Annotated in this window: 21 protein-coding genes; 3 read left to right on the top strand and 18 right to left on the bottom strand. The window is 71.0% G+C overall.

From position 1 onward, the window contains the following. Positions 1 to 72: 72 nt before the first annotated feature. Together OJ962_RS18505 and purF are read right to left on the bottom strand one after the other, a co-directional pair. Positions 73 to 1,782, bottom strand: coding sequence for an ABC transporter substrate-binding protein (locus OJ962_RS18505; protein ID WP_202954376.1), 1,710 nt, complete (start codon positions 1,780 to 1,782; stop codon positions 73 to 75). A 36-nt stretch (positions 1,783 to 1,818) separates the two neighbouring features. Next, complete coding sequence (purF, locus tag OJ962_RS18510; protein WP_202954377.1) at positions 1,819 to 3,249, bottom strand: amidophosphoribosyltransferase; 1,431 nt, start codon at positions 3,247 to 3,249, stop codon at positions 1,819 to 1,821. Positions 3,250 to 3,390: 141 nt separating this feature from the next. Between purF and OJ962_RS18515 the strand changes: the two genes are divergently transcribed. Beyond that, positions 3,391 to 4,776 carry an aspartate aminotransferase family protein gene (locus tag OJ962_RS18515; protein WP_202954378.1) on the top strand — a complete coding sequence of 462 codons (1,386 nt, stop codon included), beginning with the start codon at positions 3,391 to 3,393 and terminating at the stop codon, positions 4,774 to 4,776. Between the two features lie 401 nt (positions 4,777 to 5,177). On the opposite strand, the gene OJ962_RS18520 is transcribed toward OJ962_RS18515, so the two are convergent. The 6 genes from OJ962_RS18520 to OJ962_RS18545 all read right to left on the bottom strand — a co-directional run bounded on the left by OJ962_RS18520 (position 5,178) and on the right by OJ962_RS18545 (position 11,478). After that, complete coding sequence (locus OJ962_RS18520; protein ID WP_202954379.1) at positions 5,178 to 6,854, bottom strand: LVIVD repeat-containing protein; 1,677 nt, start codon at positions 6,852 to 6,854, stop codon at positions 5,178 to 5,180. A 117-nt stretch (positions 6,855 to 6,971) separates the two neighbouring features. Further along, positions 6,972 to 9,170 carry a phosphoribosylformylglycinamidine synthase subunit PurL gene (gene purL / locus OJ962_RS18525; RefSeq protein ID WP_202954380.1) on the bottom strand — a complete coding sequence of 733 codons (2,199 nt, stop codon included), beginning with the start codon at positions 9,168 to 9,170 and terminating at the stop codon, positions 6,972 to 6,974. Then, a complete protein-coding gene (purQ, locus tag OJ962_RS18530; RefSeq protein ID WP_202954381.1) occupies positions 9,167 to 9,832 on the bottom strand; it encodes a phosphoribosylformylglycinamidine synthase subunit PurQ in 666 nt (221 codons plus the stop codon). The genes purL and purQ overlap by 4 nt, the downstream gene beginning before the upstream one ends. After that, a complete protein-coding gene (gene purS / locus OJ962_RS18535) occupies positions 9,829 to 10,047 on the bottom strand; it encodes a phosphoribosylformylglycinamidine synthase subunit PurS (protein WP_202954382.1) in 219 nt (72 codons plus the stop codon). The genes purQ and purS overlap by 4 nt, the downstream gene beginning before the upstream one ends. Further along, the gene (locus tag OJ962_RS18540) at positions 10,044 to 10,901 is read right to left on the bottom strand and encodes a phosphoribosylaminoimidazolesuccinocarboxamide synthase (RefSeq protein ID WP_407697522.1); all 858 of its coding nucleotides are present in this window, start codon (positions 10,899 to 10,901) and stop codon (positions 10,044 to 10,046) included. The genes purS and OJ962_RS18540 overlap by 4 nt, the downstream gene beginning before the upstream one ends. 25 nt (positions 10,902 to 10,926) lie before the next feature. Then, positions 10,927 to 11,478 carry a TetR/AcrR family transcriptional regulator gene (locus tag OJ962_RS18545; RefSeq protein ID WP_202954384.1) on the bottom strand — a complete coding sequence of 184 codons (552 nt, stop codon included), beginning with the start codon at positions 11,476 to 11,478 and terminating at the stop codon, positions 10,927 to 10,929. Between the two features lie 36 nt (positions 11,479 to 11,514). Between OJ962_RS18545 and OJ962_RS18550 the strand changes: the two genes are divergently transcribed. Next, positions 11,515 to 13,230: an ABC transporter ATP-binding protein gene (locus tag OJ962_RS18550; RefSeq protein WP_270006523.1), complete on the top strand. Its 1,716-nt coding sequence runs from the start codon at positions 11,515 to 11,517 to the stop codon at positions 13,228 to 13,230. Here OJ962_RS18550 and OJ962_RS18555 read toward each other — a convergent pair. From OJ962_RS18555 to OJ962_RS18575, 5 genes are all read right to left on the bottom strand, one after another. After that, positions 13,194 to 14,153 (bottom strand): M24 family metallopeptidase, encoded by a 960-nt coding sequence (locus OJ962_RS18555; protein ID WP_270006524.1) that lies wholly within the window; start codon positions 14,151 to 14,153, stop codon positions 13,194 to 13,196. The genes OJ962_RS18550 and OJ962_RS18555 overlap by 37 nt on opposite strands. A 128-nt stretch (positions 14,154 to 14,281) precedes the next feature. Continuing rightward, complete coding sequence (gene purB / locus OJ962_RS18560; RefSeq protein ID WP_202954385.1) at positions 14,282 to 15,562, bottom strand: adenylosuccinate lyase; 1,281 nt, start codon at positions 15,560 to 15,562, stop codon at positions 14,282 to 14,284. Next, a complete protein-coding gene (purE, locus tag OJ962_RS18565) occupies positions 15,559 to 15,939 on the bottom strand; it encodes a 5-(carboxyamino)imidazole ribonucleotide mutase (RefSeq protein WP_407697523.1) in 381 nt (126 codons plus the stop codon). The genes purB and purE overlap by 4 nt, the downstream gene beginning before the upstream one ends. Before the next feature lie 77 nt (positions 15,940 to 16,016). Beyond that, the gene (purD, locus tag OJ962_RS18570; protein ID WP_202954387.1) at positions 16,017 to 17,204 is read right to left on the bottom strand and encodes a phosphoribosylamine--glycine ligase; all 1,188 of its coding nucleotides are present in this window, start codon (positions 17,202 to 17,204) and stop codon (positions 16,017 to 16,019) included. Then, positions 17,201 to 17,482, bottom strand: coding sequence for a GYD domain-containing protein (locus OJ962_RS18575; RefSeq protein ID WP_202954388.1), 282 nt, complete (start codon positions 17,480 to 17,482; stop codon positions 17,201 to 17,203). Before OJ962_RS18575 ends, purD begins: the two co-directional genes overlap by 4 nt. 62 nt (positions 17,483 to 17,544) lie before the next feature. Here OJ962_RS18575 and OJ962_RS18580 point away from each other — a divergent pair, with 62 nt between their 5' ends. Further along, the gene (locus tag OJ962_RS18580; protein WP_202954389.1) at positions 17,545 to 18,213 is read left to right on the top strand and encodes a hypothetical protein; all 669 of its coding nucleotides are present in this window, start codon (positions 17,545 to 17,547) and stop codon (positions 18,211 to 18,213) included. Positions 18,214 to 18,224: 11 nt separating this feature from the next. Here OJ962_RS18580 and clpB read toward each other — a convergent pair whose 3' ends face one another. Genes clpB through OJ962_RS18605 form a run of 5 tightly spaced genes read right to left on the bottom strand, consistent with a single transcriptional unit; the run spans position 18,225 to position 23,372 of the window. Beyond that, the gene (clpB, locus tag OJ962_RS18585; protein WP_202954390.1) at positions 18,225 to 20,786 is read right to left on the bottom strand and encodes an ATP-dependent chaperone ClpB; all 2,562 of its coding nucleotides are present in this window, start codon (positions 20,784 to 20,786) and stop codon (positions 18,225 to 18,227) included. Positions 20,787 to 20,840: 54 nt separating this feature from the next. Next, positions 20,841 to 21,050, bottom strand: coding sequence for a ferredoxin (locus tag OJ962_RS18590; RefSeq protein WP_202954391.1), 210 nt, complete (start codon positions 21,048 to 21,050; stop codon positions 20,841 to 20,843). Further along, positions 21,047 to 21,967 carry an NAD(P)/FAD-dependent oxidoreductase gene (locus OJ962_RS18595; protein WP_202954392.1) on the bottom strand — a complete coding sequence of 307 codons (921 nt, stop codon included), beginning with the start codon at positions 21,965 to 21,967 and terminating at the stop codon, positions 21,047 to 21,049. The genes OJ962_RS18590 and OJ962_RS18595 overlap by 4 nt, the downstream gene beginning before the upstream one ends. Next, on the bottom strand, positions 21,964 to 22,518 hold the full coding sequence (locus tag OJ962_RS18600) for a ferric reductase-like transmembrane domain-containing protein (RefSeq protein WP_202954393.1): 555 nt from the start codon (positions 22,516 to 22,518) through the stop codon (positions 21,964 to 21,966). The genes OJ962_RS18595 and OJ962_RS18600 overlap by 4 nt, the downstream gene beginning before the upstream one ends. Continuing rightward, entirely contained in the window at positions 22,515 to 23,372 is an 858-nt protein-coding gene (locus OJ962_RS18605; RefSeq protein ID WP_202954394.1) for an FAD:protein FMN transferase, read from the bottom strand. The genes OJ962_RS18600 and OJ962_RS18605 overlap by 4 nt, the downstream gene beginning before the upstream one ends. Positions 23,373 to 23,483: the final 111 nt, after the last annotated feature.

Raw genomic sequence — 23,483 nt, forward strand, 5'->3', positions numbered from 1 at the left:
CGGCGACACTAGCCGCCGGTCCGGACGCTCCCACGCTGTTTGCGCAGTTTTGTTGCAGACTGCGCGCGACTCTCAGCGAAGTGCCGTGAACGAGAAGTCCCAGACGCCCAGCGACTCGTTCGCGACGCCCTCGACGTTCTTGGAGTGCGCCATCGGCGTGCGGTCCCACGTCAGCGGGACGGCCGGAGCGAGCGCCGTGATCGCACGGTCGACCTCGCCCCACTTCTGTGCCCGAGCAGCCGGGTCCGTCTCGACCTTCGCGGCCTCCATGAGCTCGTTGACGCCCGGGTCGTCGAGCTGCGACACGTTCGCGTTGCCGACCTCGTGGATGTTCGCGCCGTTGAACGTCGAGTCCAGGTAGGTCTGGCCGTCGGCGAAGTCACGGATCCAGCCGATGTTCGGGCACACCGCGACGCCCGCGGCCGGGTTGCCGCAGTACTTGGTCATGACGACCTGCTGGGAAAGCAGGCGCAGGTTGACCTTGAAGCCGACGGACTCGAACGCGGCCTTGGCCAGCTCGGAGATCGTCTTGCCGTTGCCGTCGCGCGGGCCGACCATCAGCAGCTCCTCGGTGCCCTCGTAGCGGCCCGAGGCGTAGCCCGCGGCCTGCATGTAGCGCGCCGCGACGGCCTTGTCGCCGGTCGGCGAGGCGAGGAAGTCCACGCCGGTCCCGGCGGCGCCGCCGGCCTGCTCGAAGCCCGGCGTGCCCGGCGGCAGGAAGTGCGTCGCGACCTCGCCGACGGCCTTGCCGCCGAGCGCCATCAGCGCGCCCTGGCGGTCGAACGCGGCCACGACGGCCTTGCGCACGTTGATGTCGTCGAACGGCTCGACCTTCGTGTTCATCGCCGCCCAGCGCCCGCCGCCGGACTCGACGAGCTCGAGCTGCTCCGGCGTCTTCTGGTACGCCTTCTTGAGCTCGGCCGGCGGCAGCAGCCAGTCACCGGAGACCATGTTCTTGCCGCTCAGCACGCGGCGCGCGGCGATGGTGGAGTCGTCGTTGCCCTGCGGCATCTCGATGCGATCGAGGTAGGCCGGGCGGAAGTCGGTCGTCTTGTCCCACGAGGGGTTGCGGACCAGGACGATCTCGCGGCCCGGCTCGTAGGTCTCGACCATGTACGGGCCCGTGGCGACCTGCTTGACGCCGTACTCGCTGACCTTCGCGCGGTCGAGCGGCAGCGCGTAGTCGCGCGGCACCGGGGCGGCCAACGGCAGCACGAGCGCGGCCGCGAGCGTCCCGCCGGTCCCGCGGCGCAGCTTGAAGACGACGGTGTGGTCGTCCGGCGTCGTGATGCCGGCGATCTTGGTGCCGGCGGCGACGCCGACCTCCGCACCCACGATGTCGGAGAAGTAGGAGCCCGCGTACGGGTTGTTGACGGTCTTGAAGAAGCCGCGCTCGATCGCGTACTTGAGGTCGTCGGCGACGACCTCGCGCTTGACCGGCGGGGAGAACTTCACGCCGGCCTTGAGCTTGAGCGTGACCGTCTTGCCGTCCGCGCTCACCGTCGGCGCCTCGACCGCCAGGTCGGGGCGCGCCTCGGACTTGCCGGGCTCGTAGGCCATCGGCGTGCGCTGGGTGGCGTTGGCGACCATGTAGCCGCCGGAGTAGTAGGTGATGCCTGGATCGATCGAGTCGACGTCACCCGACCACGGCACCGTGAGAACGCCGCCCTGCTTGGCTACAGCCTTGGCGGCGTCGGTGGCTTCGTTGCTAGAGCTCCCGCCGCAGCCGGCGAACAGCAGCACGGCCAGAGACGCGGGAACCACGATCTTCGAGAGGGGCATGTATTCCACCGATCGGCGGACATGCCCGGAACTTGACTAGCGCAGGACGGGAAGCGCGTGCTCGAAGGCGTCCTTGGCGGACGTACCTGCGAGTGGGTACTCGCCCGAGAAGCACGCGTCGCAGTGCGCCTCGCGCTCGGAGCCGATCGCCTCATACACGCCTTCCAGCGACAGGTACGCGAGCGAGTCCGCCCCCAGCTCGGCGGCCACCTCGGCCTCCGTGCGGTTGTGGGCGATCATCTCCTCGCGCGTCGACATGTCGATGCCGTAGTGGCAGGGATGCTTGATCGGCGGCGCGCTGATGCGCATGTGCACCTCGGAGGCGCCTGCGTCCCGGAGCATCTGCACGATCTGCCGTGTCGTGTTGCCGCGCACGATCGAGTCGTCCACGACCACGATGCGCTTGCCGGCGACCACCTCGGGCAGCGGGTTGAACTTCAGCCGCAGGCCGTGCTTGCGCAGCTCCTGCCCGGGCTGGATGAACGTACGGGCGACGTAACGGTTCTTGATCAGCCCGTCGTCCTGCGGGAGCCCGGAAGCGCGCGCGAATCCCCGCGCGGCGGGCCCGCCGGAGTCCGGCACCGGGATGACGAGATCGGCCTCGACCGGCGCCTCGCGCGCGAGGATCTCCCCCATCCGGCCCCTGGAGACCTGGATCACCCGGCCGCCCAGACGGGAGTCCGGCCGGGCGAAGTAGATGTGCTCGAACACGCACAGCGCCGAGCGCGGCGACGGCACCGCCTGGCGGGTCTGCAGCCCCTTGGCGGTGATCGAGACGACCTCGCCGGGCTGCACGTCGCGCAGGAACTTGGCGCCGATGATGTCGAAGGCGCAGCTCTCGCTCGCCACGCAGTACGTGTCCCCGAGCATGCCGAGCGACAGCGGACGCAGGCCCAGCGGATCCCGGAAGGCGACCACGCGGTCCTTGGTCATGACAACGGTCGAGTAGGCGCCCTCGACACGCTGCAGGACGTCCACGACCGCGTCCTCGATCGTCTCCGCGTCGTGCGTGGACAGCAGCGCGGCGATGATCTCCGAGTCCGACGTCGAGCGGAACGAGACGCCCGCGGCGCGCAGCTCGGAGTGCAGCTCGACGACGTTGACGAGGTTGCCGTTGTGCGCGAGCGCGACCTCGCGCTTGTCCGAGCGCCAGACGGGCTGCGTGTTCTCCCACGAGTTCGCGCCCGTGGTGGAGTAGCGCACGTGGCCGACCGCCATGTCCCCCTGCAGCGCGCGCAGCTTGGACTCGTCGAAGACCTGGTTGACGAGGCCCTGGTCGCGCATGGCCATGATGTGGCCGCCCTGCTGAGTCGCGATGCCGGCGGACTCCTGCCCGCGGTGCTGCAGCGCGTAGAGGGCGAAGTAGGTGAGGCGCGAGACCTCGCGGCCGGGCGCGACTATGCCGAAGACGCCGCACTCATCGCGCGGACCATCACGGTCGTCAAGAAAGGGTTCTGAAGAGGGCACTGGGGTCCGGCGAGCGGGAAAGGACCTTGCCCTCTGAGGCTAGCAACCACCGCGGCGGCGAAAGGCTAGTCTGCATGGACCCTTTGCCGCTCGCGCACGGCCACGCGCGAGCGGTTCGTCCGTCTAAGGAACGGGATAACCATGGCCACCGACGCACCTGTCCAGATCCCTCGCCAGCGCATCTCGGAGCTGATCGAGCGCGAGGAGAAGCAGCTCAACGAGCGGACGCAGCGGTCGAAGGAGACCTACGCCCGCGCCCAGGTCCACCTGTCCGGCGGCGTGGCATCGTCGTACCAGCTGCGTGACCCGTGGCCGATCTACCTCGAGCGCGGCTCCGGCCCGAAGGTCTGGGACGTCGACGGCAACGAGATGTGGGACTTCCACAACGGCTTCGGCTCGATGGTCCAGGGCCACGCCCACCCCGCGATCGGCGCGGCCATCAACGCCCGCTACAGCGCCGGCACGCACTTCGCGGCGCCGACCGAGGACGCGATCGCCGTCGGTGACGAGCTCGCGCGCCGTTGGGGGCTGCCGAAGTGGCGCTTCACGAACTCCGGCTCGGAGTCCACGATGGACGCCATCCGGATCGCCCGCGGCACCACCGGTCGTGACACGATCGTCAAGATCTTCGGCTCCTATCACGGCCATCACGACGGCGTGATGGTCTCGATCGGCGTCGAGTACGACCAGATCGGCGACCACGAGAACCTGGCCAGCCTTCCCTACGGCGCCGGTATCCCGCAGGCGGTCGTCGACCTCACGGTCCCGGTCCCGTTCAACGACGCGGCCGCGATGGAGCGCCGGATCGAGCGCCTGACCGAGGAGGGCCGCAAGCCCGCCTGCGTGATCATGGAGCCGGCGATGATGAACCTCGGCGTCGTGCTCCCCGAGCCCGGCTACCTCGAGGCCGTCCGCGACATCACGCGCCGCCACGGCATCATCCTCATCTTCGACGAGGTCAAGACCGGCCTGTGCATCGCGGCGGGCGGCGCCACCGAGCGCTTCGGCGTCACGCCCGACCTGGTCACGCTGGCCAAGGCGCTGGGCGGCGGCACGCCGATCGGCGCGATCGGCGGCACCGAGGAGGCCATGACGGCCGTCGAGGACGGCTCCGTCTACCAGGTCGGCACCTACAACGGCAACCCGCTCGGCATGGCCGCCACCAAGGCGAACCTGCTCGAGGTGCTCACGCCGGAGGCCTACCAGCACCTGGACGCGCTCAACGAGCGCATCCTGGCCGGCTGCGAGGCCGTCATCCGCAAGCACAACCTGCCCGGCTACTCCGTCGGCGTCGGCTCCAAGGGCTGCGTCACGTTCTCGGCCAACAAGATCGTCGACTACGAGACGTTCAAGGCCAACCAAGACAAGGACCTCTCCGAGCTCGCGTGGCTCTACAACATGAACCGCGGCATCTTCATGACGCCTGGGCGCGAAGAGGAGTGGACGCTCTCGGTCACCCACGACGACGCGTCGGTGGACGCGTATGTGCAGGTGTTCGAGGCCATGGCCGACGACCTGATGGCGTAGAGCACGGCCTGAACCGCCGGCGGCAGCGTGTGCGTCGCCGGCGGGAGCGGCGCCGTGCCCACGAGGGTGCCCAGGATCGCATCCTGCTCGGCCCGTTCCCGCGCGGCCGCCTCGGCACGCGCGTCGACGGCGAGTGAGAAACGGCGCGGCGTGGCCGCGCCGTCGCGCACGAGGTCGGCGATGATCCGCGGCGGCGCGTAGCGCGCCATCCGGTCGATCCAGTCGGCGACGGGCTCGCCGTCCACGCAGCCGAACTCGACCTCGAGCTCACCCGCGAGGATCTCGTCGAGCAGGAGCGCCGCCGCGATCACGTGCGGATCGCGGCCGCGCGTCAGGAGCGTGGCGTCGGCGGAGAGGCTCATGACCCCGACGACGCCACGCGTCACGGTGTTATTCCGTGGCTACTGGACCGGCAGCAGGCAGAGCCCGCCGGTGGTCGGGTCCGCCACCCACTGCTTGGAGGCGACGTTCTTGAGGTAGTCGACCTGCGCCTTGGACATCTTGGGCGCGTTGACCTCCTTCGCGGAGGCGGACGCCGCCCGGGCGCCCTTCTTGAGCTTGAGGATGTCCACGCCGCGCGCGGCGTCGGCGGTGTAGATGTAGCCGTTGTGGTTGTAGGACGCCCACACGTTGCCGCCGTCGGGCCGGTAGTAGGCGACCTGAATCGGGTTCGCCGGGTTCGAGATGTCCAGAATGCGCGTGCCCTGCCCGTACCAGGCGTACGTGACGATCTCGCGGTCGACGTCGAAGTAGTGCGCCGAGCAGGAGGTGAGGTTGTACACCGTGCCCTCGTTGTCAGCCGGAGCCCACGAGCCGACGGCCTCCATCCGGAACGGCTTCTCCGGCGTCGAGCGCCAGCCCTCGCCGTTGTAGGAGCCCTTCAGCGAGGAGATCGTGAACTTGCCCTCCTCGCGGCACGCGTTCGAGCCCGCGGTCGCGGGGTACGTGCCGAACCACTCCTCGGTGCCGAGCAGCAGCTCGCCCTTCAGGTAGCGCCAGTCCGTCAGCGGCGCGTTCAGGCCGACCGGCCGCCACGAGTTGTGCATCCAGCCGCCCGCGTTGCCGTCGGACAGCGGGGTGAGCCGCGAGACGCCGGGGACGAACTTCTCGCTCGTGGTCTGCGGCGAGAGCCCGCCGCCCGCGTACGGCACCGGGTCGACCGGCGTCGCGCGGCGGATCTTGCGCTGAACCGGGTCCCAGTGGACGCCGTCGGTCCAGTAGCCGCGCGTACCGCCCAGGCCCGCGACCCAGGCGATGCCCAGCTCGTCGACGTCGACGTCGTGCGCGTAGGCGGTGACGCCGTCCTGGCGGAACAGGTCGACCGGCTTGTGCGGGTAGGAGACCGGGTTCTTCGGGTCGCGCAGGTCGGTGGCGATGATCGGGCGACCGCCGAGCCAGCCTGCCTGCTCCTGCTTGGTGGACGGGGCCGGACCGCCGGTCCACAGCCACTCGCAGTCGTTGACGCAGGACGTCGTGTGGCCCGTCGGCAGCTCCTTGAAGGAGAGCACCTTCAGGTTGGCCGGGTCCTTGGCGTCGACGACGTAGACGCCGGCGATGTTGAGCCCGCCGTTCGGGTTCGGCACCCCGGCCTCGCCGGTCGTGGTACCGCGGTAGGCGCGCGGGTCACGCGACAGCAGCGCGAGCTTGCGCTTGTCGTCGACGTCCATGTCCTCGTTCTGCCAGAACGTCGACGTCGGGTTCGACGGCGAGTACGGCGGGTCGCCCGGGAGCCGCAGCTCCTCGTTCGTGACCTCGTCCAGGAACTTCGGCTTCGCGGGATCGGACAGGTCATACGTCTTCAGGCCGAAGCGGCCCGTGACGAACATGACTTCCTTGCCCTTGTCCTTGGGCTTGCCGAACCAGTCCCAGACCCAGTCGAAGCGGCCCCGGCCCTTGTCCTTCTTGCCGTAGGTCATGAAGTTGATCGCGGTCGCGTTCGCCGCCTCCGGCAGGTTGCCGACCAGCTCCATGTTCTTGATCGAGCCTGGCGGCTGCGCGATCTGCGCCTGCGCGGGCGCGGCCGAAACCGCCATGGCGACACCGAGCGCCAACGGCGCCAGTACCTTCTTGCCCCTCACTGAACCCCCCTCATAGGGTCGGACTACGAACTTCCGGAGCGGCACCCTATCCGGATGTCGCCGGTGCGCAAACACCGACCAACCACCGGGTTAACCGGTGGCCGGCCGGTTGTGCCGTCAGTCCAGGAGGTCGGTGAGCCCGCGGCTGAACGCACGCTCGAGATCGACCAGCGGCACCGAGAGCGAGCCCTCGATCGTGAGCGCCTCGCCGCCGACCTCGCCGATCACGCGCGCCGCCGCGCCAAAGGGCGTCATCGCCTCGGCCGGGCCGGAGACGACGAACGCACCCGGGCCCTCGCCGAACAGGTCGTCGAGGGCGGAGACCTTCGCGCCCACGCCGCCGGCGATCGCCGACTCGGCCAGCGCGACCGCGACGCCGCCCTCCGCGACGTCGTGCGCGCTTGACAGCGAGCCGGAGCGCACGGCCTGGCGGATCGCGGCGTGCAGCGCCTTGAGCTCGCCGAGGTCAGGCTGCGGGAGCGGGCCCTCGACGGCCTCCCCGCGCAGCTTCGACAGCTCGGAGGCGGCCTTCGACGGCTTCCACGAGTCGGCGGACACGATCGCGATCACGTCGCCGGCGCTTTCGAAGCCGAGCCGGCCGCTCATCCGGGCGTCCGGCAGCTCGCCGACCAGGCCGACGACCGGCGTCGGGTAGATCGGGCCCTCGGCGCCCTCGTTGTAGAGCGACACGTTGCCGCCCACGACCGGGATGCCGAACGCGCGGCACGCGTCGCCCAGGCCGGCGATCGCCCGCGAGAACTGCCACGCGATGTGCGGCTTCTCCGGGTTGCCGAAGTTCAGGCAGTTCGTCAGGCCGAGCGGCTCGGCGCCGACGCAGGCGAGGTTCGCGCTGCACTCGAGCACGGCCTCGACCGCGCCGCGGTACGGGTCGGCCGCCACGCGCCGGCCGTTGCCGTCGATCGAGACCGCGATCGCAGGCTTGGGGCCGTCCTCCCCCTTGGGCGGGGCGAGCGCGGTCAGCCGCTCGCCGTTCGCCGGGTCCGGGAGCATTAGGACCGCCGCGTCGGCCTGCTCGGGCCGGCGGACGGTGCGCGAGCCGACGAGCGCGTCGTACTGCTCGAACACGCCCTTGCGGGACGCCAGGTTCGCCGAGCCGAGCAGCGCGAGCAGGATCTCGCCCGCGTCGTCGGTGTCGATCAGCTTCGGCGGGACCGGATACAGCGGCGTCGCGGGCTCGGCGGGCTCGAGCTCGTAGGTCGGGCACTCGTCCACGAGCGCCTCCACCGGCAGGTCGCCGACCAGCTCTTCGCCGTCGAAGACACGCAGCCGGCGCGTATCCGTGACCTCGCCGATCGCGGTCGCGTTGACCTCCCACTTGGCGCAGACGGCCAGCACCGCCTGCACGCGCTCGGGCTCGACCACGCACAGCATGCGCTCCTGGGACTCCGAGATCATGATCTCGAAGGCCTCCATGTCCTGCTCGCGCAGCGGGACGCGGCGCACGTGGAGATCCAGGCCGACCTCGCCCTTGGCCGCCATCTCGGCGCTCGAGGACGTCAGGCCGGCGGCACCCAGGTCCTGGAGCGCGACGAGCAGCTTGCGGTCGAGCAGCTCGAGCGAGCACTCGAGCAGCTTCTTCTCCTCGAACGGGTCGCCGATCTGCACCGTCGGGCGCTTCTCCATGTCGGCGTCCAGCTCGGCGGACGCCAGCACCGACGCGCCGCCGATGCCGTCGCGGCCCGTGCGGGCGCCGAACAGCACGACGACGTTGCCCACGCCCGCGGCCGCGGACTTGATCAGCTCGTCCGTCTCGATCAGGCCGACGGCCATCGCGTTGACGAGGCAGTTCTGCTCGTACGGACCCTCGAAGTAGATCTCGCCGCCGACGGTGGCGATGCCGATCGAGTTGCCGTAGTGACCGATGCCGGCCACGGCGTGCTCGAGCAGGTAGCGCGAGCGGGCGGACTCGCCGACCTCGCCGAAGCGCAGCGAGTCCAGGATCGCGATCGGCCGCGCGCCGATGGCGAAGATGTCGCGCAGGATGCCCCCGACGCCGGTCGCAGCGCCCTGGAAGGGCTCGACCGCGCTCGGGTGGTTGTGGGACTCGACCTTGAACGCGCAGGAGAGGCCGTTGCCGACGTCCACCGCGCCCGCGTTCTCGCCCGGGCCCATGACCAGCCGCGGACCCTCGGTCGGGAGCGTCTTGAGCAGCGGCCGCGAGTGCTTGTAGCCGCAGTGCTCGGACCACATCAGCGAGAAGACGGCCAGCTCGACCTCGTTGGGCTCACGGCCCATCTTCTCGACGATCAGGTCGTACTCGAAGTCGGTGAGCCCGAGCTCACGATGCTTGCTCATGCCGCGGGCACCGCCGCCGCGGAGGCGAACAGCTTCAGCCCGTCCGCGGAGCCCGTCAGCACGTCGACGGCGTGCTCGGGGTGCGGCATCAGGCCGACGACGTTGCCGGCCTTGTTCGACACGCCCGCGATGTCCCGCGCCGAGCCGTTGAAGTTGTGGCCCGCGGCGTACTTGAGCACGATCTGCCCGTTGGCCTCGAGCTCGTCCAGCACCGGGTCGGGCGCGTAGTAGCGGCCCGTCGTGTGCTTGGCGGGCACGGACAGCACCTCACCGACCTCGCACGCGTTCGTCCACGAGGTCGACGCGTTGACGACCTCCAGATCCACCTGGCGGCACGTGAAGCGCAGCGACGTGTTCGGCAGCAGCGCGCCGGACAGCAGCCCGGCCTCGCACAGCACCTGGAAGCCGTTGCAGATGCCGAGCACGAGGCCGCCGTTGCGGGCGAACAGCTCGACCTCGCGCATCACCGGTGAGAAGCGCGCGACCGCGCCGACCCGCAGATGGTCGCCGTAGGAGAACCCGCCGGGGATGATGACCGCGTCGACGCCCTTGAGGTCGTGATCGGCATGCCAGAGGATCTCGGCTTCCCCCACACGCGACGCCGCCAGGAACGCGTCGACGTCGTCGCACGTCCCCGGGAACCGCACCACACCGAACTTCACTGGATCTCGTAGTCCTCGATGAGCGGGTTGGCCAGGAGCTTCTCGCACATCGCCGGCACCTGCGCGGGGTCCTCGACGTCCAGCTCGACCAGCCGGCCGACGTGGACGTTCGACACGCCTTCGAAGCCGAGCGCCGGCAGCGCCCGTTCGACGGTCTGCCCCTGCGGGTCGAGAATGCCCGCCTTGGGCCGGATCAGCACGCGGACGCGGCTCACGAGACCCGGTCCAGCCACGCGCCGAACGACTCGCCCGAGAGCCGCTCGTAGGCCGTCACGTACCGCTCGCGGGTCTGCTCGACGATGTCCTGCGGGATCTCCGGCGCGGGCGGGTTCTTGTCCCAGCCGCTGTTGGTCGCCCAGTCCCGCACGAACTGCTTGTCGAACGACGGCTGGCCCCTGCCGATCTCGTAGGAGTCGGCCGGCCAGAAGCGCGAGGAGTCCGGCGTGCAGACCTCGTCGCCCAGCGTGAGGACGCCGTTGGCGTCCAGCCCGAACTCGAACTTGGTGTCGGCGAGGATCACGCCCCGCTCGCGCGCGTGCTCGGCCACGGCCTTGTAGACCGCGATCGACACCTCGCGCACCTGCGCGGCGAGCTCCTCGCTCCCGAGCAGCTTCACGGTCTCGTCGAAGTCGATCGCCTCGTCGTGGCCCTCTTCGGCCTTGGTCGACGGCGTGTAGATCGGCTCGGGGAACTGCTGGGACTCCTGCAGGCCCTCGGGCAGCGAGATGCCCGAGATCGCGCCCGTGGCCTTGTAGTCCTTCCAGCCCGAGCCCGTGATGTAGCCGCGCACGATGCACTCCACCGGAAGCATCTTCAGGTTGCGCACGCGCAGGCCGCGGCCGCGGAACTCAGCCGGTACCCCGTCCGTCGCGCTCAGGAAGTGGTTGGGGACGATGTCCTTCGTCAACCCGAACCAGAGCACCGACAGGCCCGTGAGGACCTTGCCCTTGTCGGGGATCGGCGTCGGGTGGACGGCGTCGTAAGTGGAGATCCGGTCGGAGGCGACCATCAGCAGGTCGTCCCCGAGGTCGTACATGTCACGGACCTTGCCCGAATGCAGCAGCGGCAGCGATGTCACGGCCAATCAGCCTACTTCAGGGCGCGGCGACGGCCTTGTGGAGGCACACCAGGCACTGGTCGAGCGCCTCGTGGCGCGGCATCGACTGCTCGCGCATCAGCGACCACGCCGTGTACAGCAGCGCCCACAGCATCGACAGCGTCCACGCCTCCGACAGCGCCGGATCGAGCGTGCCCTCCTCGCGGCCGCGGTGGATGAGCGCGACCAGCTCGCGGTCGTGCGGCTGCTCGGGCTCGTCCTCCATGTTCCCGATCGCGCCGGTGAACATCACGGTCAGCACGTCGCCGAGCTCGAAGTACTCACGGCACAACCGCGCCAGCGCGTCCGCGGCCGACCCGTGCGTGAGCTCGGCGCGCGCGGTGGCCTCGCCGACGCGCTCGTTGGCGTAGTCGATCAGCGCGCGCAGCAGGTCGGCGCGCTCGGCGAAGTAGCGGTGCACCGTCGTGCGGCCCACGCCCGCCGCGCTCGCCACCTCGCCCAGCGACGCGCCCGCGTCGCGGGCGAGCACGGTCACCGCCGCGTCGAGGATCGCGCGGCGCGTCCGCGTTCGGGTTCGGCTCTCATTCACTTGCCATAGTGGAACATAGCTGTTTCAATTCGGAGCGTGAAAGTTCTTTGGTCGTTCGCCCGCCCGCATGCTCGCACGCTGGCGCTCGGGCTCCTACTGGCGCTGCTCGGCAGCGCGACCGGGCTTGCCACGCCGCTGGTCACGAAGTGGGTGCTGGACTCGCTGGGCTCGGGCGATTCCCTGCTCGCCCCGGCCGGCGTGCTGCTCGCGCTGACGCTCGGTGGCTCGCTCGTGTTCCTGCTGCAGTGGCGGATCCTGGGCGCGATGGGCGAGCGCGTCGTGCTCGGCGCGCGCACGTCGATGATCCGGCGCTACCTGCGGGCGACCGTCCCGGGCCTCACCGCACGCCCGAGCGGCGAGCTGGTCACGCGCGTCACCAGCGACACCGTCCTGCTCAGCGAGGCTGCCGCCTCCGCCATCGTCGGGATCATCAACTCCACGGTGATGCTGGTCGGCACGCTCGTGCTGATGGGCGTGCTGGACCTGGTCCTGCTCGGCGTGACGATCGTGGCCGTGGTGATCGTGACGCTTTTGTTCGCGCTCGTGATGCCGGCCATCGCGAAGGCCAAGACCGAGGCGCAGGAGCACCTGGGGCAGCTCGGCGGCGCGCTGGAAGGGGCGCTGCGCGCGATCAAGACCGTCAAGGCCAACCGGGCCGAGGACCGCCTGCAGGAGCAGATCGTCGCCAGCGCCGCGACCTCGGCCGAGTACAGCATCCGCGCAGCGCGCAAGGAGGGCCTGGCGTGGACGATCGCCTGGACCGGCGTGCAGCTGGCGATCATCGTCGTGCTCGCGCTCGGCGCCTGGCGCGTGCAGGACGGGCTGCTCGAGGTCTCGAGCCTGATCGCGTTCCTGCTCTACGCGTTCAACCTGATGGGGCCGATCATGGAGCTCTCCCAGCAGGTGACGCAGCTGCAGACCGGGCTCGTGGCCGCGGGCCGCATCCGCGAGATGGACGCGATCGAGATCGAGCCCGAGCTCGCGCCGACCTCGGCCCCCGAGCAGCGCGACGGGCCGATCCTCGCGCTGCACGACGTCGTCGCCGCCTACGGCCCGGACACCGAGCCCGCCGTGGACGGCGTCAGCCTCACCGTTCCCCGGCGCGGCCACGTCGCGATCGTCGGCCCGTCCGGCGCGGGCAAGACGTCGCTGTTCAGCCTGATCCTGCGCTTCCTGGAGCCGCAGTCGGGGCGGCTGGAGCTCGACGGGCGCGACTACGCGGGCTGGAGCCACGCCGAGGTCCGCGACCGGCTCGCCTACGTGGAGCAGGAGACGCCCGTGGTGCCCGGCACGATCCTCGACAACGTGTTGCTCGGGCGCCCGGACGCCACCCGCGAGGAGGTCGAAGCGGTGATGGCGCAGGTGCGCCTGGAGCACCTGGATCTGGACGAGTCGCTCTCGGGCACCAACGTCTCCGGCGGCGAGCGCCAGCGGATCGCGGTGGCGCGGGCGATGCTGCGCGCCCCCGACGTGCTGCTGCTCGACGAGGCCACGGCGCAGGTGGACGCGCTGACCGAGAGCGCGATCGGCGAGGCCATCCAGACCCGCGCGCAGCAGGGCGCCGTACTCACGATCGCCCACCGGCTGTCGACCGTGATCGACGCCGACACGATCATCGTGCTCGAGGACGGCCGTGTGCGCGCCCAGGGCACGCACACGGAGCTGCTGCAGTCCGACGAGCTGTACCGCAGCTTCGTCGAGGCGCTACGGATCGATCAGAGCTCGTACGGGAAGTCCGTGATGATCTCGTAGCCGTCCTCGGTGACGAGCACGAGATCCTCCAGGCGGCAGCCGCCGAACCCGCGCCGGTAGCACCCCGGCTCGACGGTGACGACCTCGCCCGCGAGCAGGTCGTCACCGAGTCGGCCCATGAACGGCCGCTCGTGGACCTCGAGCCCGACGCCGTGGCCGAGCCCGTGGAAGTAGCCGTCCTCGAGCACCGTGCCCGGCTCCTTGGTCAGCTGGGTGGGATGGCCGGCCTCGACGTACGGCTCGGCGGAGACCTCGAACAGCTTGCGCCCGTTCGCGCCCGCCTTCAGCGCGCCGTAGACGCGGCGCAGCGAATCCTCGGTGAGCCGGTGGTACTCGGCCAGCTCCTCCGGCGGCGCGCCGCCGCCCGCCACGAACGTGCGCGTCATGTCCGCGTAGCAGCGCGAGACCTTGTCGCGCGGCCAGATGTCGACCACGACCGGCTCGCCGCGCCCGATCTCGCCCGAGCCCGAGTCGTGTCCGATCGCCGACTGGGCCCCGTGCGAGACGATCGCGTCGTCGGACAGCTCGCACCCGTGCTCCTCGCACACCGCGGCCATCGCGGCGCGCACCTGTTCGGAGGTGAGCCCGCCGCGTAGCTCGTGGATGAGCTGCCGCGCGACGCCCATCGCCGCGTCCGCCGCCTTCTGCGCGCGCCGGATGCCCTCCAGCTCGGACGCCGACTTCACGCGCCGGCGCTGCACGAACTCGTCCTCGTCGACCTCGAGCTCGATCCCCGCCGCCCGGAAGTAGTCGGCGAGGAAGAGCGGGAAGTCCGGTGGGACGCGCGCGGTCTCGATGTCCAGCTTGCGCGCCGCGCGCAGGCACACCTCGGCCTCGATCGCCAGCCGCTCCCAGCCCTCGGCGATCAGCTCATCCTGGCCGAGCGCCTGCGGGTCGATCGTCTCGATCCCGTGCGGCGTCACCTTGTGGGCGTCCAGGACCGAGACGGTCGCGGCCCGGCGGCCGTCGTTCTCGAGATAGAGGAACGGGTCGCCGATGCCGGCGGGGATCTCGTGGAAGAGCGTGGCCGACAGCTCGGGCGCGCCGTAGATCAGGACGGCGGGGATGGGATCACCTCCAGGCGCTGCAGGACGGTGGGCACGTGGCGGATGTAGTAGCCGTAGTCGAAGACCGCGTCGAAGTCGAGGTCCACGCCTTCCTGCTCCAGCAGCGCCCGCAGCGGCGTGTTGGTGTCCCACGCCTGCTGGCCGAGGCGCTGCACGATCCGGTAGGCCTCGTCGCGCTGCAGGCCGGACTCGACCAGCGCCAGCAGCACCCGCTGCGAGAACAGCGCGCCGGACGTGATCTCGAGGTTCGCGAGCATGCGGTCGGCGTGGACGACCATGCCGCGCACGAGCCGCAGCGCGAGCGCCTGCATCTGGTCGAGCAGGATGGTGCTGTCCGGCAGGATGATCCGCTCCGCCGAGGAGTGCGAGATGTCGCGCTCGTGCCAGAGCGCGACGTTCTCCAGTGCCGCCTGGGCGTTGCCGCGCAGCACGCGGGCCAGGCCCGTGATGCGCTCGGACACGACCGGGTTGCGCTTGTGGGGCATCGCGCTCGAGCCCTTCTGGCCCTTGCCGAACGGCTCCTCGACCTCGCGCACCTCGGTGCGCTGCAGGTGGCGGATCTCGGTCGCGAAGCGCTCCAGCCCGGCGCCCGCCAGTGCGATGGCGGAGAGCAGCTCCGCGTGCCGGTCGCGCGGGACGACCTGGGTGGAGATCGGCTCGGTCTTGAGGCCGAGCTTGGCCGCGACGCGCTCCTCGTACTCGGGGCCGAGCGTGGCGAAGGTGCCGACCGCGCCCGAGATCGCCGCGGTCACCTGCGCGAACGCGCGCTCCAGCCGGTCGGCGTTGCGGTGCGCCTCCATGGCGTAGCCGCCGAGCTTGAGGCCGAACGACGTCGGCTCGGCGTGCACGCCGTGCGTGCGGCCGACGCACAACGTGTCCGCATGCTCGCGTGCCTTCTCCGCCAGCTCGGCCGCCAGGGTGCGCTGCTGGGGCACCAGGATCTCCCCGGCCCGCTTGAGCTGCAGCGCGAGCCCGGTGTCGACGACGTCGGAGGACGTGAGCCCGTAGTGGATCCAGCGCCCGGCGGGCCCGGCGCTGGCGGCGAGCACGTCGACGAACGCCGCCGTGTCGTGGTCGAGGATCTTCTCGCGCTCGTTGATCGCCTCGACGGTGAAGCTCGAGCCGCGGATGGCTTCGAGCTCCTCCGCGGTCGGGCCGTCCGTGAGCGCCTCGGCGGCGGCGATCTCCACGTCGCGCATCGCGCCGAAGCGCGCTTCATCGGTCCAGACCGCCCCGATGTCGGGGCGGGTGTACCGCGCGATCACAAGCTCAAGATGCGCGCGGCGAGGGCCGCGGCGTTCTTGGGGTTGTCGACCCCGACGGTGGCGACCGGCACGCCGGGCGGCATCTGGACGATCGAGAGCAGCGCGTCCAGGCCGCCCGCGACGGTCATCGACGAGGTCAGCGGCACGCCGATCACCGGCAGGTCGGTGTGGGCGGCGACCACGCCCGGCAGCGCGGCCGCGAGGCCGGCGCCGGCGATGATCACCCGCAGGCCGCGCATGCGCGCGTTCTTGGCGTACTCGGCCACCATGTCGGGGTCGCGGTGAGCGGACATGACGCGGATCTCGTTGCGGATGCCGCGGTCGGTCAGCTCCTTGGCGGCCTTCTCCATCACCGGCATGTCGGACTTGGAGCCCATGACGATGCCGACGAGCGGTGCGTCGACCTCCAGGCCCTCGAGCTCGGCGTCGACGTCGGTCTGCGTGGTGGGTTCGGTCATGCGGCGATATCTCGTCTGTAGGTCTTGCCAGGGAAGTCGATCTTGTCCGCAGCAGCATATGCGGCGGCTCGGGCGGCCTCGCGGTCCTTGCCGAGCGCGGTGACGTTCAGCACCCGCCCGCCGGCGGTGACGATGTGGCCGTTTTCCAGGGCCGTTCCGGCGTGGGTGACCTCGGCGCCGGCGTCCTCGAGCCCGCTGATCACGTCGCCGGACGAGGAGGTCGCCGGGTACCCGCGCGAGGCGAGCACGACGGTCACGCACGCGCGCTCGTCCCACTCGAGCTCGACGCCCGCCAGCCCGCCGGGCCGCGTCGCGCGCTCGAACAGGTCGAGGATGTCGCTCTTGAGCCGCGGGAGCACCACCTGCGTCTCCGGATCGCCGAAGCGGACGTTGAACTCGAGCGTCTTCGGGCCGTCCTCGGTGAGCATCAGGCCCGCGTAGAGCACGCCGTGGAACGGGGTGCCGCGCCGCTTGAGCTCGTCCACCACCGGTTGCAGCACCCGCACGCGGACGTCCTCGATCAGCGCGTCGTCGGCGCCCTCGACCGGCGAGTACGCGCCCATCCCGCCCGTGTTGGGGCCCGTGTCACCCTCGCCGATGCGCTTGAAGTCGCGGGCGGGCGCGAGCGGGAGCGCGTGCTCGCCGTCGCACAGCGCGAGCACGGACAGCTCGGTGCCGAGCAGGAACTCCTCCACGACCACGGGCACCTCGCCGAAGCGCTGGTCGACGAGCATCTCGGTCAGCGCCGCGCGCGCCTCCGGCTCGTCGGCCGCGATCACGACACCCTTGCCCGCGGCGAGCCCGTCCGCCTTGATCACCGCCGGGTAGCGCGCGATCGCGCCCAGCCCCGCCTCGACGCTGTGAACGACCGTGTACTCGGCCGTCGGCACGCCCGCGGCGATCATCACCTCCTTGGCGTACGCCTTGGACCCCTCGAGTTTCGCGGCGGCCGCGCTCGGCCCGAACACCGGCACCGGGCAGTCGTCGGCGAACCCGGCGACCAGCGGCGCCTCCGGACCGACGACGACCAGGTCGACGTCCTCCGGCCGCGCCGGCGGCGCATCCTGCGCGATGCCCGCGTTGCCCGGGTCACAGAACACCTCCGGCTGCTGCGGGGAGCGCTGGAGCGCCCGCACGATGGCGTGCTCGCGGCCGCCGCCGCCGATGACCAAGACGCGCGTCAAAGCGCCGCGATGAAGTCGTCGATCGGGATCGCGATCAGCGTCTCGTAGCGGCCCGAGCCGCGCGACCCGAGCTCCAGCGAGATCCGCGCCATCGTCTTGTCGTCAGGCGCCTCGATCACGTTCACGAAGTCGAACGAGCCGAGTGTCGCCCACTGCGCCTTGACCTCCGCCCCGAGCTGCTCGACCTCGCGATTGACCTCGCGGATGCGGCTCGGGTTGTTCTTCACGGTCTGGATCCCCTCCGGTGTGAGCGTCGAGAGCATGATGTAGGTCGGCACAGCGTCCTCCTCGATGGGTTCTGTGATCCTTCTACCGAACCTCCGCCGCCGATGCGGTGTTCATGTCATCGATGCTCCTGCGCTCCACCATCGTGGGTATCGCGGCCGCCGTGCTGGCGGCGGCGCCCGCCTTCGCCCAACCTCAGCTCGTCGAGCCCCTCAAACCCTGCTACGTCGTGGCGCAGGAGAACCAACGGGAGCTGGTGACCGTCCACGCCGCCGGGTTCACGGCGCTGAGCCGGGTCGACATCTTCCTGGACGACGTCCTGCAGGACCAGCCGTCGGCGCTGATCGACGGCCACGTCAAGGGCACCGTCCGGGCGCCGTTCGAGGAGGAGGGGACGCGGCCGTTCACGCTGCGGATCGCCGAGCACGGCGCGCCCGCCAACACGGTCACGGCGACGACGATGGTGACGCGGCTCGCGGTCGAGCAGACCCCGCAGCGCGCGTCGACGGCCCAGCGCGTGCGCTTCGAGGGCCGCGGCTTCCTCACCCTGACCACCCCCGTCTACGCCCACTACGTGTTCGCGGGCAAGGCGCGCAAGACCGTCCGGCTCGGGTTGCCCAAGGGCCCGTGCGGCACGTTCAGCGTGCGCCGCAAGCAGTTCCCGTTCAAGCGCAGCCCGAGCGAGGGCCGCTGGACGATCCAGTTCGACCAGCACCCGCAGTACGACCCGAAGGCCGCGGTGCGGGTGCCGATGACGATCAGGGTGCGGCGGACCGCCGGCTAGGAGTCCGCTCCCTAGGCCGGCGTGGGCTCGGGCTCGCTGACGCGAACCCGGGTGAACTTCAGCTCGCCGTCCTCGGTCGCGTCCACCTCGACGCTGTCGCCGCTCGCGTAGTCGTTCTTGAGCAGGCCGAGCGCCAGCGGATCCACCAGGTACTTGGAGATCATCCGCTTCAGCGGGCGGGCGCCGTAGGTCGGGTCGTAGCCCATGTCGCCGAGCAGGTCGCGGGCGGCGTCCGTGAGGCGGACGTCCACGCCGCGCTCGGCCACGCGCACGATCAGGCGGGCGACCTGGAGGTCGACGATCTCGCGCAGCTGCTCGCGTGAGAGCGCGTGGAACTCGACGATGTCGTCCAGGCGGTTGACGAACTCGGGCTTGAAGCTGGCCTCCACGCCGGCGCGGCCGCCGGGGATGTTGGAGGTCATGATCAGCACCGTGTTCTTGAAGTCCACCGTGCGGCCCTGGCCGTCGGTGAGGCGTCCGTCGTCGAACACCTGCAGCAGGATGTTGAAGACGTCGTTGTGGGCCTTCTCGATCTCGTCGAGCAGGACGACGCTGTACGGCCGGCGGCGGACCGCCTCCGTCAGCTGGCCGCCCTCCTCGTAGCCGACGTAGCCGGGAGGTGCGCCGACGAGCCGGGCCACGGAGTGCTTCTCCATGTACTCCGACATGTCGATGCGGATCATCGCGTCCTGGCTGTCGAACATGAACTCGGCCAGCGCGCGGGCGAGCTCGGTCTTGCCGACGCCGGTCGGGCCCAGGAACAGGAACGTGCCGATCGGGCGGTCCGGGTCGGACAGGCCCGCGCGGGAGCGGCGCAGCGCGTCGCTGACGGCCTGCACGGCCTCCTCCTGGCCGATCACGCGGCGGTGGAGGCGCTCCTCCATGTGGATGAGCTTCTCGACCTCGCCCTCGACAAGCCGGGAGACCGGGATGCCCGTCCACTTGCCGACGACCTCGGCGATCTCCTCGACGTCGACGCGCTCGGACAGGTACACGGGCGGCTCGTAGTTCTCGGCCGGGCGGGACTCGGCGTCCGCGAGCTTGGCCTCGAGGTCCGGGATCTCGCCGTGGCGCAGCTCGGCGGCGCGCTGGTAGTTGAGCTCGCGCTCGGCGCGCTCGAGCTCGCGGCGCGCCTCGTCCAGGCGCTCGCGCAGCTTGCCGTGGCCCTCGGCCTGCTCCTTCTCGCGCTCCCACTGAGCGCGCATGCCCGCGGCCTGCTCGCGCAGCTCGGCCAGCTCGCGCTCGATCTCGGCCTTGCGCTCGGCGGCCGTCTCGTCCTTGCCGACGGCGACCATCTCGATCTCGAGCTGCTTGATGCGGCGCTCGACCTGGTCGATCTCGGTGGGGACGGAGGAGAGCTCGATCGCGACGCGGGACGCGGCCTCGTCGACGAGGTCGATCGCCTTGTCGGGCAGGAAGCGGTCCGCGATGTAGCGGTCCGACAGCGTCGCGGCGGCGATCAGCGCGGCGTCGGTGATCGTGACGCCGTGGTGGGCCTCGTAGCGCTCCTTGAGACCGCGCAGGATCGCGATCGTGCCCTCGAGGCTGGGCTCGCCGACGTAGATCGGCTGGAAGCGGCGCTCGAGCGCGGCGTCCTTCTCGACGTGCTTCTTGTACTCGTCGAGCGTGGTGGCGCCGACGGCGCGCAGCTCCCCGCGGGCGAGCATCGGCTTGAGCAGCTGGGACGCGTCCACCGCGCCCTCGGCCGCGCCGGCACCCACGATGGTGTGCAGCTCGTCCATGAACAGGATGATCTGGCCCTCGGCGTCGGCGATCTCCTTCAGGACCGCCTTCAGGCGCTCCTCGAACTCGCCGCGGTACTTGGAGCCGGCGAGCAGGGCGCCGATGTCGAGGGAGATGACCTTGCGGTCGCGCAGGCTCTCGGGGATGTCGCCGGACACGATGCGTTGGGCGAGGCCCTCGGCGATCGCGGTCTTGCCGACGCCCGGCTCGCCGATCAGCACCGGGTTGTTCTTGGTGCGGCGGCTGAGGACCTGGATGACGCGGCGGATCTCCTCGTCGCGGCCGATCACCGGGTCGAGCTTGCCGTCCTCGGCGTCCTGCGTGAGGTCGCGGCCGAACTTCTGCAGCGCCTGATACTTCTCCTCGGGCGACTGGTCGGTGACGCGGTGCGGGCCGCGGACCTGCTCGATCGCCTGCTGGAGCGCCTTGTGCGTGGCGCCGTTGCGGTTGAGCGACTTGGCGGCCTCGCCGCCCTGGGCGGACGCGAGCGCGAGCAGGATGTGCTCGGTGGAGATGAACTCGTCGCGGAGCTTGCCCGCCTCGCGCTCGGCGAGGCGCAGCACGTCCATCAGCTCGCGGCTGGTCGTCGGCTCGTTGGCGCCGGCGGTGATCGTGGGCAGCTGGTCCAGCGCCTGGTTGATCTCGCCGCGGATGGTCTCCGGGCGCGCGCCGAGCTTGCGCAGCACGGGGCCGACGACGGACTCGGGCTGCTCGAGCAGCGCGACGAGCAGGTGCTCGGGCTGCGTTTCGGTGTGGTTGCGCGCGGCCGCCACGGCGATGGCGGCCTGCAGCGCCTCCTGGGACTTGATCGTGAAGCGGTCGGCTTGCATTCGGGCGGTTCCTAAATCTCAGTCGGGTTGACTGAGATGTTAGCCGCCTGGGTCCTACGGATCAACCTCGGCGTGCGTGTCGGCATCGAGGATGATGATCGCGCCCGCGGGGCAGGCTCGCGCCGCATTCCGGAGCGCTTCGTCGGAGCCGGGCGCCACCTGCTCCGCCACGTCTCCTTCGAGGATGAACACATTCGGCGCCACGTGGACGCAATCGCCGTGCCCGAGGCAGGCGGACTCGTCGATCTGGGCGATGAGGGTCATGCGGCCTCCTTCAGGTCGCGCCGCGCCTCGCGGACGCGGTGGGGTTCGTTCATGAGGACGACGGCCTTCAGACGGCCGCTCTGGCTGTACGTCAGGTCGCCGTTGTGGGTCGCGCCGCGCGGGTCGCCGACGCGCTGGATGCGGACGCCGTACTGGTCGGACCACACGAGCGGCGGCTGCTCGGGCTTGGGCTGCAGGCCGAGCATGCGGCGGGCGGCGTTCTGGCCACCGACCACGGCCGCTTCCCAGTGGGCGCTGCCGGTGACGTCGCCGGCGTGGAAGACACCGGGCGCGGGGTCGGGTCTCCAGGCGGGCTTCACGCCGACCGCGACGAGGATCGTGTCGGCGTTCAGCGGGCCACTGTTCTGGCCCAGCCGGAGCTCAACGCCGTGCCGCTCGTGCAGGGCTCTGAGCCGGTCGCCGCCGCCCGGGCCCATCAAGGCGTCGAACGGCCGCGGGTTGAGGTCGACGAGCGTCGTGCGGATGCCACGCGCGGTCGCGGCGGACGCGACCTCCTGCCCGATCAGGCCGGCGCCGATGATCGCGAGGTGGCGGGTGCTCGTAAGCGCCTCGTCGAGCGCGATCGCGTCCTGGCGGGTGCGCAACGTGAGCGCGTGCGGGAAGGCGTCGAGCGTGATCGGCTCGGCGCCGGTCGCGATCAGGGCCCGGTCGAATTCGAGGTGGTCGAGGCTCGTGACGCGCTGCTGGACGAAGTCGACGTCGTTGTCGCGGTACCAGGCGTCCGGCTTGAAGCGGAGCTCGGGACGCTCGCCCTTGAGGAAGTCCTTCGACAGCGGCGGGCGGTCGTAGGGCAGCTCGTCGCCGTACATGGCGATCGGGCCGTCGTGGCCGAGCTGGCGCAGGGTCTCGGCGCAGCGCTGCGCCGCGAGGCCCGCGCCGACGAGGACGATTCTCATGCCTTGGCTCCCTTCAGGCGGGGTTTCTTCTGCTTGGTCAGGCGGGCGACCAGCAGCGCGGCGGCCGGGACCGCGGTGGCGAACATGAACGCGCGCAGCCAGGTGGACTCCGCGTCAGTGCCGGCACCGAGCGTGTGGATCAGGCCGAGCACGTAGACCACCGGCGTGGCGCGATGCAGGTTGCGCCAGCGCTTGCCGCCGATCCGGCGGCGGGCGTAGAACGACAGGCCGAGCGCGGCCGCGAGGTAGCCCGCGATGATGCCGAGACCGACGTAGACCGGCTTGAAATCGATGAGGAACGGGATCGCGATCCCGGCCAGGCCCGGCTTGAGGAAGCCGTCGCCGAGCAACGCCAGGCCGTGGACGGCGATCGCGATCAGGCTGGCGAGCGCGGTCTGCTCGTGAATGGCGACCAGCGCGCGGCGACGCTGCGGCGGGCCGCCGAGGCCGGCGGCGAGGGTGAGGCCGATCAGCACCGAGACGGCGACGGTGACGAGCGCCACCACGCCGGCGGAGCGACTGACGAGCCAGAACTCGTGGCCTTCGGTCATAGCTGGTGCACCGTCCCGTCGTCGGTGATGAACAGCCCGCCGTGCCGGCGCAGCCACTTGGGCGCGTGGTCCGGGCCGCTGAGCAGCGCGGCCTTGGCGAGCGTGTCGGCCTCGGTGGTCGTGGGCGCGAGCGCGGTGGCGCCGATGACGCCCGTCCAGGCGGGCTCGCGCGTGGAGGGGTCGAGCAGGTGATGGCGTGGTGAGCCGTCCGGCGCGTGCCACAGGCGCAGGTCGATCCCCGACGTGGCGACGGCCTGGTCGGTGAGCGTGAGGGTCGTGATCGGCTCGTGCGTGAGCGGGTGACGAACCTCGACCGGGTAGGTGCCGGAGACGCGCATGTCGCCACCGGCGTCGATTGCCCAGGCGCCGCCGTTGAGCCGCAGAGCGAGCATGTCGACGGCGAGGCCCTTGCCGATCCCGCCGGTGTCGAGCCGCAGGCCGGGCGGGCGGCGGATCGAGTGGTCGGTGACGACGACGCGCATCCAGTCGCCGCTTCCGCCGGCCGGTCGCCGTGGCGGCGCTTGCGCGAGCGCGGCTTTCAGCGGCAGCTCGGGGTCGCGCCGTGTGCGGTCGTACCCGTTGGCCTCGAGGGCGGCGGTGAGCGTCGGGTCGACGAGGCCCTCCGTGAGCTCCGCCGCCATCAGGCCCGCGGAGATCGCGCCGCGCAGGAGGGCGGACGCGTCGACTTCCTCGCGCGGGTCCGCGTTCAGGCGCGAGAGCTCGCTGTCGGGCCGGAAGCGCGAGAGCGCGCGGTCGAAGTCGGTGAGGAACTCCCGGCACGCGAGCGCCGTCGCCTCGTCGGCGACCACGAGCCGGACCGTCGTGCCCATGCAGTCGAAGGAGACGTCGGTCATGACGAGCGCGTGGTCAGCGGCGCCTGCGGCTGCGGCGCGGGGGCGGCCGGGGCGGGAGCCGGAGCGGCGGGCGCGGGCGCGGCGGGCGCCGGCGCGGACGTCGCGGGCGCG

Origin of the sequence: Solirubrobacter deserti, assembly GCF_027587175.1 — a bacterium.
GTDB lineage: Bacteria > Actinomycetota > Thermoleophilia > Solirubrobacterales > Solirubrobacteraceae > Solirubrobacter > Solirubrobacter deserti.

Excerpts from the sequence above, each read along its gene's own strand:
- clpB (WP_202954390.1), bottom strand. The coding sequence starts at position 20,786 with ATGCAAGCCGACCGCTTCACGATCAAGTCCCAGGAGGCGCTGCAGGCC.
- OJ962_RS18600 (WP_202954393.1), bottom strand. The coding sequence starts at position 22,518 with ATGACCGAAGGCCACGAGTTCTGGCTCGTCAGTCGCTCCGCCGGCGTG.
- purE (WP_407697523.1), bottom strand. The coding sequence starts at position 15,939 with ATGGGCTCCAAGTCCGACATGCCGGTGATGGAGAAGGCCGCCAAGGAG.
- OJ962_RS18605 (WP_202954394.1), bottom strand. The coding sequence starts at position 23,372 with ATGACCGACGTCTCCTTCGACTGCATGGGCACGACGGTCCGGCTCGTG.
- OJ962_RS18580 (WP_202954389.1), top strand. The coding sequence starts at position 17,545 with ATGTCATCGATGCTCCTGCGCTCCACCATCGTGGGTATCGCGGCCGCC.
- purL (WP_202954380.1), bottom strand. The coding sequence starts at position 9,170 with ATGAGCAAGCATCGTGAGCTCGGGCTCACCGACTTCGAGTACGACCTG.
- OJ962_RS18515 (WP_202954378.1), top strand. The coding sequence starts at position 3,391 with ATGGCCACCGACGCACCTGTCCAGATCCCTCGCCAGCGCATCTCGGAG.
- OJ962_RS18590 (WP_202954391.1), bottom strand. The coding sequence starts at position 21,050 with ATGACCCTCATCGCCCAGATCGACGAGTCCGCCTGCCTCGGGCACGGC.
- OJ962_RS18595 (WP_202954392.1), bottom strand. The coding sequence starts at position 21,967 with ATGAGAATCGTCCTCGTCGGCGCGGGCCTCGCGGCGCAGCGCTGCGCC.
- OJ962_RS18505 (WP_202954376.1), bottom strand. The coding sequence starts at position 1,782 with ATGCCCCTCTCGAAGATCGTGGTTCCCGCGTCTCTGGCCGTGCTGCTG.